Annotated in this window: 10 protein-coding genes; 5 read left to right on the top strand and 5 right to left on the bottom strand. The window is 59.0% G+C overall.

Features of this window, described 5'->3' with window-relative positions; genetic code table 11:
• Positions 1 to 10: 10 nt before the first annotated feature.
• Both uraA and upp read right to left on the bottom strand, forming a co-directional pair.
• Positions 11 to 1,294 carry a uracil permease gene (gene uraA / locus HFD97_RS17160; RefSeq protein ID WP_046102358.1) on the bottom strand — a complete coding sequence of 428 codons (1,284 nt, stop codon included), beginning with the start codon at positions 1,292 to 1,294 and terminating at the stop codon, positions 11 to 13.
• A gap of 144 nt (positions 1,295 to 1,438) precedes the next feature.
• A complete protein-coding gene (gene upp, locus HFD97_RS17155) occupies positions 1,439 to 2,065 on the bottom strand; it encodes a uracil phosphoribosyltransferase (protein WP_009088774.1) in 627 nt (208 codons plus the stop codon).
• Between the two features lie 228 nt (positions 2,066 to 2,293).
• Here upp and purM point away from each other — a divergent pair, with 228 nt between their 5' ends.
• Entirely contained in the window at positions 2,294 to 3,334 is a 1,041-nt protein-coding gene (gene purM, locus HFD97_RS17150) for a phosphoribosylformylglycinamidine cyclo-ligase (protein WP_009088773.1), read from the top strand.
• On the top strand, positions 3,331 to 3,969 hold the full coding sequence (gene purN / locus HFD97_RS17145; protein ID WP_058957413.1) for a phosphoribosylglycinamide formyltransferase: 639 nt from the start codon (positions 3,331 to 3,333) through the stop codon (positions 3,967 to 3,969). Before purM ends, purN begins: the two co-directional genes overlap by 4 nt.
• A 181-nt stretch (positions 3,970 to 4,150) precedes the next feature.
• On the opposite strand, the gene pstB is transcribed toward purN, so the two are convergent.
• From pstB to HFD97_RS17130, 3 genes are read right to left on the bottom strand one after another with little or no spacing between them, the layout of a single operon-like run.
• The gene (gene pstB, locus HFD97_RS17140; RefSeq protein WP_150028941.1) at positions 4,151 to 4,918 is read right to left on the bottom strand and encodes a phosphate ABC transporter ATP-binding protein PstB; all 768 of its coding nucleotides are present in this window, start codon (positions 4,916 to 4,918) and stop codon (positions 4,151 to 4,153) included.
• A gap of 12 nt (positions 4,919 to 4,930) precedes the next feature.
• Positions 4,931 to 6,565: a phosphate ABC transporter permease PstA gene (gene pstA, locus HFD97_RS17135; RefSeq protein WP_150028942.1), complete on the bottom strand. Its 1,635-nt coding sequence runs from the start codon at positions 6,563 to 6,565 to the stop codon at positions 4,931 to 4,933.
• Positions 6,562 to 8,649, bottom strand: coding sequence for an ABC transporter permease subunit (locus tag HFD97_RS17130; RefSeq protein WP_150028943.1), 2,088 nt, complete (start codon positions 8,647 to 8,649; stop codon positions 6,562 to 6,564). The genes pstA and HFD97_RS17130 overlap by 4 nt, the downstream gene beginning before the upstream one ends.
• 150 nt (positions 8,650 to 8,799) lie before the next feature.
• On the opposite strand from HFD97_RS17130, the gene ppk1 reads away from it, so the two are divergent.
• From ppk1 to tehB, 3 genes are read left to right on the top strand one after another with little or no spacing between them, the layout of a single operon-like run.
• A complete protein-coding gene (gene ppk1 / locus HFD97_RS17125) occupies positions 8,800 to 10,860 on the top strand; it encodes a polyphosphate kinase 1 (RefSeq protein ID WP_167431288.1) in 2,061 nt (686 codons plus the stop codon).
• A gap of 5 nt (positions 10,861 to 10,865) precedes the next feature.
• Complete coding sequence (gene ppx / locus HFD97_RS17120) at positions 10,866 to 12,392, top strand: exopolyphosphatase (RefSeq protein WP_009088767.1); 1,527 nt, start codon at positions 10,866 to 10,868, stop codon at positions 12,390 to 12,392.
• Positions 12,393 to 12,433: 41 nt separating this feature from the next.
• Positions 12,434 to 13,048 (top strand): tellurite resistance methyltransferase TehB, encoded by a 615-nt coding sequence (gene tehB / locus HFD97_RS17115; protein ID WP_009088764.1) that lies wholly within the window; start codon positions 12,434 to 12,436, stop codon positions 13,046 to 13,048.
• Positions 13,049 to 13,125: the final 77 nt, after the last annotated feature.

Raw genomic sequence — 13,125 nt, 5'->3', positions numbered from 1 at the left:
CACGATGCGATCAGGGCTCGCGGGATTCTTCGGCGTCCAGCACCACTTCTTCCGGACGCAGCAGCGAGATCACCCTGAAGATCAATGAGAGTCCGACGCCCACGATTGTCGCTAACGCCATGCCCTTCAGCTCTGCCGCGCCGATGTGCACCTTCGCGCCGCTGACGCCAATGATCAGGATCACCGAGGTCAGGATCAGGTTTTGCGCTTTGTTGTAATCGACTTTCGATTCGATCAGGACGCGGATACCCGAAGCGCCGATCACGCCATACAGCAGCAGCGACACGCCGCCCATAACCGGCACCGGGATCGCCTGGATCACCGCCGCCAGTTTGCCGACGCAGGAGAGCAGGATCGCCAGAATCGCCGCACCGCCAATCACCCAGGTACTGTAGACACGGGTAATCGCCATGACGCCGATGTTTTCGCCGTAGGTGGTGTTCGGGGTGGAGCCAAAGAAGCCGGAGATCACCGTCGACAAGCCGTTGGCGAACATTGAGCGATGCAGGCCAGGGTCGCGGATGAGATCTTTCTTCACGATGTTAGCCGTGACCACCAGATGCCCGATATGTTCGGCAATCACCACCAGCGCGGCGGGGAGAATTGTCAGCATCGCCACCCACTCAAAGCGCGGCGTATAGAAGGTCGGCAAAGCAAACCAGGGGGCACTGACCACGCCGCGCCAGTCCACGATGCCCATAAATGCGGAGAGCAGATAACCCGCCACCACGCCGACCAGGATAGGGATGATCGCCAGGAAGCCGCGGAACAGCACCGAACCAAATACCGTGACGGCCAGGGTCACCAGCGAAATCAGCACCGTTTTACTGTCGGGTGCACTGCCTTCTGCCGGCAGCAGGCCCGCCATATTGGCTGCTACGCCCGCCAGCTCCAGACCGATTACGGCGACAATCGCGCCCATCGCCGCTGGCGGAAACATCACGTCCAGCCAGCCGGTTCCCGCGCGTTTAACAATCAGCGCCACGAGGCAAAAGAGCACCCCGCAGAGGATAAATCCTCCCAGCGCCACCTCATAGCCCAGCGGCAGTAACAGCAGTACCGGCGAGATAAAGGCGAAACTGGAACCGAGATAGGCGGGGATTTTGCCCTTACAGATAAAGAGGTAGATCAGCGTGCCGACGCCGTTAAACAGCAAAACCGTCGCCGGGTTGATGTGAAACAGAATCGGCACCAGCACTGTGGCACCAAACATGGCGAACAGGTGTTGCAGGCTGAGTGGAATGGTTTGCAGTAACGGCGGTCGTTCAGTGACGCCAATGGCGCGACGAGTCATCATTTATCCCCTTATGTTATTTTCCCCACGGGTGCGCGCTTCAGGCACAGCCTCAGGCACGCGGGTCAGCCCTGCGGCAAACCCGCCCCGGTCGGAGAGCTTTTTTTTGCAAAAAAAAGCCGACTCTCTGGTCGGCTATGCGATTTATTTGGTTCCGAAAATCTTGTCCCCGGCATCGCCGAGTCCGGGAATGATGTAACCCTTCTCATTCAGTCCCTGATCCACGGACGCCGTGTAGAGCTCAACGTCAGGGTGTGCCTTCTCCAGTGCAGCGATCCCTTCCGGGGCGGCAACCAGTACCAGCACTTTAATGCTGGTGCAGCCCGCTTTTTTCAGCAGGTCGATGGTGGCGATCATTGAGCCCCCGGTCGCCAGCATCGGGTCTACCACCAGCGCCAGGCGCTCTTCGATGTTAGAAACCAGCTTCTGGAAATAGGGAACCGGCTCCAGCGTCTCTTCATCACGGTAAACCCCAACCACGCTGATACGGGCGCTGGGAACGTGCTCCAGAACCCCTTCCATCATGCCAAGACCGGCACGCAGAATCGGCACTACCGTGATCTTTTTGCCTTTGATCTGATCGATTTCAACCGGGCCGTTCCAGCCCTCAATGGTGACGCGCTCCGTTTCCAGATCGGCGGTCGCTTCGTAGGTCAGCAGGCTGCCCACTTCAGACGCCAGCTCACGAAAGCGCTTTGTACTGATATCATGCTCACGCATCAGGCCCAGTTTATGTTTGACCAGCGGGTGTCTGACTTCCACGATCTTCATTGGTGTTCTCCCGGAATGAGTTGAGCTAAAAAAAAATCGCGGGATTATACCGCCTTTTCCGCTCTGCGCCACCTGTCCTTGCGCAAAGCCGCGAGTCTGGCCGGGATAAACAAGGATTAATGAAAATTGTCCGATGCGCAATCCCGGACTCGCAAACGTTTGCCTGCACTGTTAGAATTGCCGCGCTTTATTTTAACCACCAACCGCAACTCGCGTGGGGACCTCGCAGTGACCGACAAAACCTCTCTCAGTTACAAAGACGCCGGTGTTGATATTGATGCTGGTAATGCCCTGGTTGACCGTATTAAAGGCGTAGTGAAAAAGACGCGTCGCCCGGAAGTGATGGGTGGACTGGGCGGTTTTGGTGCGCTTTGCGCGCTGCCGCAGAAATACCGTGAACCCGTGCTGGTCTCCGGCACCGATGGCGTTGGTACCAAGCTGCGTCTGGCGATGGATCTCAAACGTCACGACGCCATTGGTGTTGACCTGGTGGCGATGTGCGTTAACGACCTGGTGGTACAGGGTGCTGAGCCGCTCTTCTTCCTGGATTACTACGCGACCGGCAAACTGGACGTGGACACTGCCTCCGCGGTGATCACCGGCATCGCCGAAGGGTGTCTGCAGTCAGGGTGTGCGCTGGTCGGCGGTGAAACGGCCGAGATGCCAGGCATGTATCACGGCGAAGATTACGACGTGGCCGGTTTCTGCGTGGGCGTGGTGGAAAAATCAGAAATCATTGATGGCAGCAAGGTGCAGGATGGCGACGTGCTGATCGCTCTCGGCTCCAGCGGCCCGCACTCCAACGGCTATTCGCTGGTGCGCAAGATTCTGGAAGTCAGCAACACCGATCCGCTGACCGAACAGCTTGAAGGCAAACCGCTGGCTGATCATCTGCTGGAACCGACCCGCATCTACGTGAAAAATATCCTGAGCCTGATTGAACAGGTCGATGTGCATGCTATCGCACACCTGACCGGCGGCGGCTTCTGGGAAAATATTCCTCGCGTGCTGCCCGACAACACCCAGGCGGTGATTGATGAGAAGAGCTGGCAGTGGCCGGCCGTCTTCAGCTGGCTGCAGCAGGCCGGTAACGTCAGCCGTTTCGAGATGTACCGTACCTTTAACTGCGGCGTCGGGATGGTCATCGCCCTGAGCCCGGCCGACGCGGATAAAGCGATCGCGCTGATGGAAGCGGCCGGTGAGAAAGCCTGGAAGCTCGGCGTGATCAAAGCGTCAGAGGCGGAAGAGCGTGTGGTCATCAACGGATGAAAAAGCTGGTTGTACTGATCTCCGGCAACGGAAGCAATCTTCAGTCCATCCTTGACGCCTGCGCCAGCGGGCGCATTCACGGCAGCGTGGCTGCCGTGTTCAGCAACCGCGCCGCTGCCTTTGGCTTAACGCGGGCGCGTGAGGCGGGCATCCCGGCTCACGCGCTGGCCGCCAGCGATTTCACCGACCGTGACGCCTTTGATCGCCAGCTGATCGCTGAGATTGAAGCGTACTCGCCCGATCTTGTCGTCCTGGCGGGGTATATGCGTATTCTCAGCAGCGCATTCGTGGCCCATTTTCACGATCGCCTGCTGAATATTCACCCTTCCCTGCTGCCGAAATATCCGGGCCTGCATACGCACCGTCAGGCGCTGGAGAACGGTGACAGCGAGCATGGCACGTCAGTGCATTTTGTCACTGACGAGCTGGATGGCGGGCCGGTGATCCTGCAGGCAAAAGTACCGATTTTTGCCGACGACACGGAGGCGGAGATCACGGAGCGGGTGCAGCATCAGGAGCACGCCATCTATCCGCTGGTCATCGACTGGTTTGTTGAGGGACGGCTGGCGATGCGTGACGGTAAGGCCTGGCTGGATGGCGAACCGCTGCCGCCGCAGGGCTATGCTAACGACTGATACACCGGAAGTCACACAGACAGCGGATAAACCTGAAGCGATGGGGGCCTGTGTCCGGAGTAAAGCATAGCGGGCCATGGAGGGCCCGCGCTGAGCCCGCCATGGAAAGCGTCTTTTGCGTCTTTACGCAGGACACAGGCCCCCTGAGCCGGTGACAGAGCGCCCCTTTCCCGTTGCGGACTCAGCCGTAACGCCCCGTAATATAATCTTCGGTCCGGCGCTGTTTCGGCGCGGTGAAGATACGGTCGGTCTCATCAAACTCCACCAGCACGCCCTGATGCATAAACGCGGTGTAATCTGACACGCGAGAGGCCTGCTGCATGTTGTGTGTCACCAGCACCAGCGTGAAATGCTGCTTCAGCGTGGTCATCAGCTCTTCAATCACCAGCGTCGAAATAGGGTCCAGCGCAGAGGTCGGTTCATCCAGCAGCAGAACCTCCGGTTCAATCGCAATAGCGCGGGCAATCACCAGCCGCTGCTGCTGTCCGGTCGAGAGCGCCAGCGCATTCTGAGACAGCTGATCTTTCACCTCGCCCCAGAGCGCCGCCGCACGCAGCGCACGCTCACAGGCTTCGTTCAGCACCCGCCGGTCGCGAACCCCCTGCAGGCGCAGCCCGTAAACCACATTCTCATAGATCGACTTGGGAAACGGATTCGGCCGCTGAAACACCATCCCGACCCGACGCCGCAGCGCGGAGAGATCCTGCTCCGGTCGCAGTATCGGCAGCGAGCCCAGCAGCACCTCTCCCTCAACCCGGCAGTGATCGATCACATCATTCATGCGGTTAAAGCAGCGCAGCAGCGTCGATTTACCACAGCCTGAGGGACCAATCAGCGCGGTGATCCTGTTTTTCGGCACCTGCAGCGAAATATCCTGCAGCGCCTGGCGCTCGCCATACCACAGCGACAGATGGTTAACGGTAAGCGCCATATCCGTGTCGGACGTCATAGTCATAGCCTGTTATTGAGTCATAAGGCGATAGCGTTCACGCAGACGGTGACGCAGGGCCATCGCCAGCAGATTAAGCGACAGAATAATCAGCACCAGCAGCAGCGCGGTGGCAAACACCAGCGGCCGGTCAGCTTCAATATTCGGGCTCTGAAACGCCAGATCGTAAATCTGGAAGCCCAGATGCATAAACTTGCGATCCAGATGCAGATAAGGAAACACCGCGTCTACCGGCAGCTCCGGCACCATTTTTACTACCCCCACCAGCATCAGCGGTGCGGTTTCCCCGGCCGCCCGCGCCACCGCCAGGATCAGGCCGGTCAGCATCGCGGGCACCGCCATAGGCAGCACCACATTCCACAGGGTTTCCGCCTGCGTTGCGCCCAGCGCCAGCGAACCCTGTCGCAGACTGTTGGGAATACGGGACAGCCCCTCTTCGGTCGCGACAATGACCACCGGCAGCGTCAGTAACGCCAGCGTCAGTGAGGCCCACAGCAGCCCTGGCGTGCCAAACGTCGGATTGGGCAGCGCGCTGGCGAAGAAGAGCTGGTCGATCGTGCCGCCCACCAGCCAGACGAAAAAGCCCAGGCCAAAGACGCCATAGACAATCGAGGGGACGCCCGCCAGATTGACCACCGCAATACGCACCAGCCGGGTCAGCGCATGACGTCCGGCATATTCATGCAGCCAGATTGCCGCGATCACACCCAGCGGCATCACCACCACCGACATCAGCAGCACCATCAGCACGGTGCCGAAAATGGCCGGAAACGCGCCCGATTCACTCTCGCCCTCCGCAGGGGAGTCGCTGACGAAGCGCCACAGCTGATGCAGGAAATGCAGCATTTTGCCGCCTGGCGTCATCGCATTGGGCTTCCAGCTGTCCACAATGTCGGTCAGCGGAATCGCATGTTCGGTGCCGTGCACATCCCGCAGGATCAGCAGATCGCGCTGACTCTGCTGCTGCAGAGAGGCCAGCGTCTCACTCAGCTGATTGAAACGGCGCTGCAGGGCGGCCTGATTGGCCTGAAATTCCGACTCAGTCTGCAAATCAAAGCGTCCGGCGGCCCGTCGTGCCTCCGCCTGCTCGTCTAACTGCTCCCGCTGGCTGTTGAGACGCGCCATATCGACCCGGCGGATCTGGCTGGCCTGGCGCACCAGGGTCTGCACCTGCCCGAGCCGTTGATGCAGCAGCGCATCCGGGTCTCTGGCGGTTAACTCTTCATTGTCTTCACGCAGCCCGACAAACCAGCCATAGGCCTGACCGTGGCCGCGCCGCTGCAGCACCATGACATCGGCGGGCTGAGTGACCTGCGCCGCCTGACGGCTGTAAACCACGCGGAAATCGGGCGCATCCCACTCCCGGTTACCGGTCTTAATCAGATAGCGATGAACCTTCTCACCCTGGTTGCCCTGCTCATCGGCCGGGGCGGGAAAGTGCCGCTGATGCTCCAGCGTTTCACCCAGCAGGCGCGTCTCGCCGCCGTCCGGCTGGGTGAAGCTGTAAAGGTCAACGCGCTGCGGCCAGAAGGCACGCACCCCCTGCCAGGCCAGCAAACCAATCAGCAGCGTAAAGGCGAGCAGGCAGACGGCTACCGCGCCAGCGGTTAACCACCGCCAGCGATCGTTCTGGCGCATCATCTTCATGCTTGCTCCTCCTGCTGACTGTATCGCTGACGCAGCCGCTGACGGATCAGCTCTGCAATGGTGTTGATAACCAGCGTAAACAGCAGCAGCAGCAGAGCGCTGAGAAACAGCACCCGGTAGTGGGCACTGCCCGCCGCCGCTTCCGGCATCTCGATAGCGATATTGGCGGACAGCGCGCGCAGGCCGCTGAACAGGCCCCCTTCACTTTGCGGCGTGTTACCGGTCGCCATCAGCAGAATCATGGTTTCTCCCACGGCGCGCCCCAGACCGACCATTAGCGCGGCAAAAATACCGGCAGAGGCACCGGGCAGCACCACGCGGGTCAGCGTCTGCCACGGCGTCGCGCCCAGCGCCAGCGAGCCCTGTCCCAGCGCCGCGGGGACGCTGAAGAGCGCATCTTCCGAGAGGGTAAAGATCAGCGGCACCAGCGCAAAGCCCATCGCCAGCGCGGCCACCAGCAGATTTCGCTGTTCATAATGCGGCAGCCAGTCGCCGGCATCCGGCATAAATCGAGCGGGCAGCCACAGCGTCAGCAGCGTCACTGACAGCAGCAGCGGCAGCAGAATCAGCACTTCGCGACCGGGCTGACGCCAGCGCGGCGGTAAGCGGGCGCTGAATACCCCGCACAGCAGCAGCGCGCCCGCCAGGGTGAGCGGCAGCAGCAGCACCCCCAGCAGGGCCTGCCCGATGTGCGGTGCCAGCCAGAGTCCGGCAATCAGCCCGACCACCACACTCGGCAGCGCCCCCATCATCTCAATCGCCGGTTTCACCCAGCGTCGCAGGCCGGGGGCCATAAACCACGCGGTGTACATGGCGGCGGCCAGCGCCAGTGGCGTGGCAAACAGCAGCGCTAACCCGGCCGCTTTCAGCGTGCCCGTCACCATCGGCACCAGACTGAACTTTGCCTGATAGCCGTCGCCCGCGGCGGTCGACTGCCAGACCCAGTCCGGCGCGGGATAGTTCTCATACCAGATTTTCTGCCAGAAATTACGCCACGTGACGTCGGGCCACGGGTTATCGAGCCGCAGCATCTGCCAGTGTCCGGGCCGCTCAATCAGCAGGCTGTCGCCGCGGGGTGAAAACTGCGCCTGTACGATGCCGGGCGCCAGCTGACGCTCCAGTATCGGGCCGCTCTGCTTGCTGGCGAACAGCCGCAGCAGGCCCTGCCTGCTGAGTGTGGCGAACACGCGACGGTGCGGCTCCGTCACCAGAAGCGTCTCACCGTCGCTTTCCGCGAAGGTCTTTATGCGCTGCAGGCGCGGCCCCTGCTCGCCGGCCACAGCAAACCACTGTGTCACGCCGCTGCGATCCTGAATCAGCAGGCTTGCACCGCCCACCAGCAGGTGCAGGCTTTGCGGCGGCTGCGGCAGGGTGTGCGTTTCGCGTAATGACGCCTGTGCATCACCCAGCTGCCAGACGCGCAGCAGATTGCCTTCCGTGGTGTAGAGCAGATCGCCTGTCGGTGAAAGCGCCAGCAGATCAAGCTGATGCTGAGGCAGCGAGAGAATAGCAGCCTGACGATCGGTGCCGATCGTCAGCACCTGAAGTCCGGCCTGGGTGAGCGCCGCGATACGCCATTGATCGGCATGGCGGGTTGCCAGCGCCATCTTCGTCACCGCGCCAGCGGGTAGATGAAAGGGTTTGTCGCCCAGCGGAAAGCGCCACTGCTGGTCGGCTGTGGGCTGCAGCAGCGTCAGCGCTCCCTCAATATTGAGCAGCAGCGTCTGCCCGTCGGCACTCTGCACAATCGCACCCGGTGGTGGCGTCAGCGCCAGTGCCGGTTCTGCGGGCTGCCCATCCAGCGGAATAAAACGCGCCGCGCCGCGATCGCTGATACGCCAGCCGACCTTGCCCTGATTGCCCATCGCTAATGCAGGCGCACGATCCCAGAGTTGCTGGCTGGAGGCGATTTGCAGACCCGGCGCCGTAAACAGCGGCAGTACCACTCCAATCAGCCAGCAGAACAGCAGCAGCATCAGCAGCAGGATCGCCACGCCGCAGCAGGTAACCAGCCGCCGCGTCAGGCGGTCAATGGCACGACGCTTACGATCGCTGAATTGGACAGGAATGTGGTTTACGCTCATGCGGTTCCGGCAGCAGGCTGAAATAAGCCGCTATGTTGCCCGTAGCGGGTTGATAAGACAACTCCTGGCGTTGGACAACGCTGCCATACTCTCGCCATAATGTTCAGGGACACTGGATCTTCAGTCCTGCAACCGCTAAATGGAGTGAGAATGGGTCAGGTAAAGCTTTATATTGAAAAAGAATTGAGCTGGTTATCCTTTAATGAACGGGTTTTGCAGGAAGCGGCAGATAAAAGCAATCCACTGATTGAGCGGATGCGCTTTCTGGGTATCTACTCCAACAACCTCGATGAATTCTATAAAGTGCGTTTTGCCGACCTGAAACGCCGTATTCTGATTGGTGAAGAGCAGGGTTCCGCCAGTACGCCACGTCATCTGTTTAAGAAAATTCAGCAGCGGGTGATGAAGTCCGATCAGGAGTTCGATGCCCTCTATAACGAACTGCTGCTGGAGATGGCGCGCAACCAGATCTTCCTGATCAACGAACGTCAGCTGTCGCCCAATCAGCAGGCGTGGCTGCGTCACTACTTTAAGCATGAGCTGCGTCAGCACATCTCGCCGATTCTGATCACCCATGAAACCGACCTGACCGAATTTCTTAAAGATGACTACACCTACCTGGCGGTCGAGATTATCCGGGGTGACGACATCCGCTATGCGCTGCTGGAGATCCCGTCCGACAAGGTGCCGCGCTTTATCAATCTTCCGGCTGAGCCACCGCGTCGCCGTAAGCCGATGATCCTGCTCGACAACATTTTACGTTACTGCCTGGATGATATTTTCAAAGGCTTTTACGACTACGACGCGCTCAACGCCTATTCCATGAAAATGACGCGTGACGCCGAGTACGATCTGGTGACGGAGATGGAGTCGAGCCTGCTGGAGCTGATGTCCTCCAGCCTGAAGCAGCGACTGACGGCAGAGCCGGTGCGTTTCGTCTATCAGCGCGATATGCCGGAGGCGATGGTTGAACTGCTGTGCCACAAGCTCTCTATCTCTAACTTCGATTCGATTCTGCCCGGTGGTCGCTATCACAACTTTAAAGATTTCATCGGCTTCCCGAACGTCGGCAAAAACAACCTGATAAATCGTCCGCTGCCGCAGATCCGCCACATCGGCTTCGACGGCTACCGCAACGGCTTTGATGCGATCCGCGACCGCGACGTGCTGCTCTATTATCCTTATCACACCTTTGAGCATGTGCTGGAGCTGCTGCGTCAGGCGTCGTTTGACCCGAGCGTGCTGGCGATCAAAATCAATATTTACCGCGTCGCCAAACACTCGCGCATCATGGATGCGATGATCCACGCCGCGTATAACGGTAAGAAGGTCACGGTGGTGGTTGAGCTGCAGGCGCGCTTCGATGAAGAAGCCAACATCTACTGGGCTAAACGCCTGACCGAAGCCGGTGTGCATGTGATTTTCTCCGCCCCTGGCCTGAAAATCCACGCCAAGCTATTCCTGATTTCACGCCGTGAAGGGGAAGAGATTGTGCGCTATGCCCATATCGGCACCGGCAACTTTAACGAGAAGACCGCCCGGCTCTACACGGACTACTCCCTGCTGACCGCCGATGCGCGTATCACCAACGAAGTGCGTCGGGTGTTCAACTTTATTGAGAACCCCTACCGGCCCGTGACGTTTGATCACCTGATGGTGTCTCCGCAGAACTCACGCCGGATGCTGTATGAACTGATCGACACCGAAATCGCCAATGCCCAGCAGCAGAAGCCCTCCGGCATTACTCTGAAAATAAACAATCTGGTGGACAAAGGGCTGGTTGATCGGCTTTATACAGCCTCCAGCGTAGGGGTAAGAGTCAATCTGCTGGTGCGTGGCATGTGCTCACTGATCCCGGCTCTGCCGGGGATCAGCGAGAACATTCGCGTCATCAGTATTGTTGACCGCTATCTGGAACACGATCGCGTCTATATTTTTGAGAATGGCGGCGATAAGAAGGTGTTCCTCTCCTCCGCTGACTGGATGACGCGTAATATTGATTACCGTATCGAGGTGGCGGTGGCGATTCTCGATCCACGCATCCGGCAGCGCATACTCGACATTATTGCCATTCAGTTGAGTGATACGGTGAAAGCCCGCATCGTCGACAAAGAGCTGAGTAACCATTACGTCCAGCGAGGCAATCGCCGTAAAGTGCGCTCGCAGCTGGCCATCTATGATTACATCAAGAAACTGGAACAACCTGACTAAATCCTATGCCAATTTCTCATAAAAGTACGCCTAAACCCCAGGAGTTTGCGGCGATTGACCTGGGCTCGAACAGTTTCCATATGGTGATTGCGCGAGTCGTCGACGGTGCGATGCAGGTGCTGGGTCGCCTGAAGCAGCGCGTCCATCTGGCTGACGGGCTGGATGCTCAGCACAAACTCAGCGAAGAGGCGATGGAGCGCGGCTTAGCCTGTCTGGCGCTGTTCGCCGAGCGCCTGCAGGGGTTCAGCCCGAGCAACGTGACGATTGTCGGCACCCATACGCTGCGTGAGGCGGTAAACGCCGAAACCTTCCTGCAGCGGGCGGCTGAGGTGATCCCCTACCCGATCGAGGTGATTTCAGGTCATGAAGAAGCGCGTCTGATCTTTATGGGCGTGGAGCATACGCAGCCGGAAAAAGGCCGCAAGCTGGTGATCGACATCGGCGGCGGCTCGACCGAGCTGGTGATTGGCGAGGATTTTGAACCGCAGCTGGTTGAGAGCCGCCGTATGGGCTGCGTCAGTTTCGCCCAGCTCTATTTCCCTAAGGGGGAAATCAGCCGTGAAAACTTCCGTCGTGCCCGTTTAGCGGCCGCGCAGAAGCTGGAAACGCTGGCGTGGCAGTATCGTCTGCATGGCTGGAAATATGCGCTGGGGGCGTCCGGAACCATCAAAGCCGCCTGTGAAGTGCTGCAGGCGATGGATGAGAAAGAGAAGCTGATCACCCCTGAGCGTCTCGACAAGCTCTATGACGAGGTAATGAAGCATAAATCCTTTGCGGCACTGAGCCTGCCGGGCCTCTCTGAAGAGCGCAAAAACGTCTTCGTGCCGGGACTGGCGATTCTCTGTGGCGTATTTGATGCGCTGGCGATCCGCGAGCTGCGCCTCTCTGACGGTGCGCTGCGTGAAGGTGTGCTCTATGAGATGGAAGGCCGCTTCCGCCATCAGGATATTCGCAGCCGGACCGCACAGAGTCTGGCGAATCACTACGCCATCGACAGCGATCAGGCGCGACGCGTGCTTGACACCACCGAGCAGCTTTATGTGCAGTGGAGCGAGCAGAATCCAAAGCTGGCCAATCCGCAACTGGCCGCGCTGCTGAAGTGGGCGGCGATGCTGCATGAAGTGGGCCTGACCATTAACCATAGCGCGCTGCAGCGCCATTCCGCCTACATCCTGCAAAACACCAACCTGCCCGGTTTCAATCAGGATCAGCAGATGCTGCTGGCTGCGCTGGTCAGATTCCATCGCAAAGCGATTAAACTTGATGAGTTGCCGCGCGTCACGCTGTTCAAGAAAAAGCAGTTTATCCCGCTGATTTTCCTGCTGCGCCTGGGTACGCTGCTCAATAATCAGCGCCAGGCCACGACGCGCCCGGATGCGTTAAGCCTGAAGTGTGATGACGGCCACTGGACGCTGACCTTCCCGGCAGGCTATTTCAGTCAGAACAACCTGGTTCAGCTCGATCTCGAACGTGAGCAGGTTTACTGGAATGACGTGACGGGATGGAAACTGATCCTTAAAGAAGAAGCCTGACCTTACGGGCGCCTGGCGCCCTTTTAACTGAACTGATGACTATGACACAACCAACCACACTGCTTTCAGGCGCAAACTACTTCGCCGAAACCTATGGCCTGACTCCGCCTCACTCTGAAGTGGTTGCGGCGCTGCCCCAGCTCACCGTCGGCAAGGCGCTGGATCTTGGCTGTGGCGTGGGCCGTAACACGCTGTTTCTGAATCAGCAGGGATTTGACGTGACGGCGTGGGATCACAATCCACAAAGTCTGGCGCGCCTGCAGGAGATTGTGACGCAGGAAAACCTCAGCGGTATCCACACCGCGCAGCATGACCTGAACACGACGCGCTTCAATGGCGGCTATGACTTTGTGCTGTCGACCGTGGTGATGATGTTTCTGCAGCCGCAGACCATTCCACAGCTGATTGCGGATATGCAGGCCTGCACGGTGAAATATGGCTTTAACCTGATTGTGGCGGCGATGAACACGGACGATATGCCCTGCCCGGCTGATTTCTCTTTTGCGTTTAAATCGGGTGAACTCAGTCACTACTATCGCAACTGGCACATCGTGAAGTACAACGAGCATCCCGGCCAGCTGCACCGTAAAGATGAAAACGGCCAGCGCATCACCTGCCGCTTTGCCACGCTGCTGGCGCAGAAAGCGAGTTACTGATCATTATCTGCTGTTTTTTTCAACAGCGATTGATTTCATCGGGCGACTGTGACTAAATATTGCAATCGCCCCGATGA

It is taken from the genome of Pantoea sp. EKM103V (assembly GCF_011800365.1).
Classification (GTDB): Bacteria; Pseudomonadota; Gammaproteobacteria; order Enterobacterales; family Enterobacteriaceae; genus Pantoea; species Pantoea anthophila.
This window is presented reverse-complemented; position numbering and strand designations above follow the sequence as displayed.

Excerpts from the sequence above, each read along its gene's own strand:
- uraA (WP_046102358.1), bottom strand. The coding sequence starts at position 1,294 with ATGACTCGTCGCGCCATTGGCGTCACTGAACGACCGCCGTTACTGCAA.
- upp (WP_009088774.1), bottom strand. The coding sequence starts at position 2,065 with ATGAAGATCGTGGAAGTCAGACACCCGCTGGTCAAACATAAACTGGGC.
- purN (WP_058957413.1), top strand. The coding sequence starts at position 3,331 with ATGAAAAAGCTGGTTGTACTGATCTCCGGCAACGGAAGCAATCTTCAG.
- pstB (WP_150028941.1), bottom strand. The coding sequence starts at position 4,918 with ATGACGTCCGACACGGATATGGCGCTTACCGTTAACCATCTGTCGCTG.
- pstA (WP_150028942.1), bottom strand. The coding sequence starts at position 6,565 with ATGAAGATGATGCGCCAGAACGATCGCTGGCGGTGGTTAACCGCTGGC.
- HFD97_RS17130 (WP_150028943.1), bottom strand. The coding sequence starts at position 8,649 with ATGAGCGTAAACCACATTCCTGTCCAATTCAGCGATCGTAAGCGTCGT.
- ppk1 (WP_167431288.1), top strand. The coding sequence starts at position 8,800 with ATGGGTCAGGTAAAGCTTTATATTGAAAAAGAATTGAGCTGGTTATCC.
- ppx (WP_009088767.1), top strand. The coding sequence starts at position 10,866 with ATGCCAATTTCTCATAAAAGTACGCCTAAACCCCAGGAGTTTGCGGCG.
- tehB (WP_009088764.1), top strand. The coding sequence starts at position 12,434 with ATGACACAACCAACCACACTGCTTTCAGGCGCAAACTACTTCGCCGAA.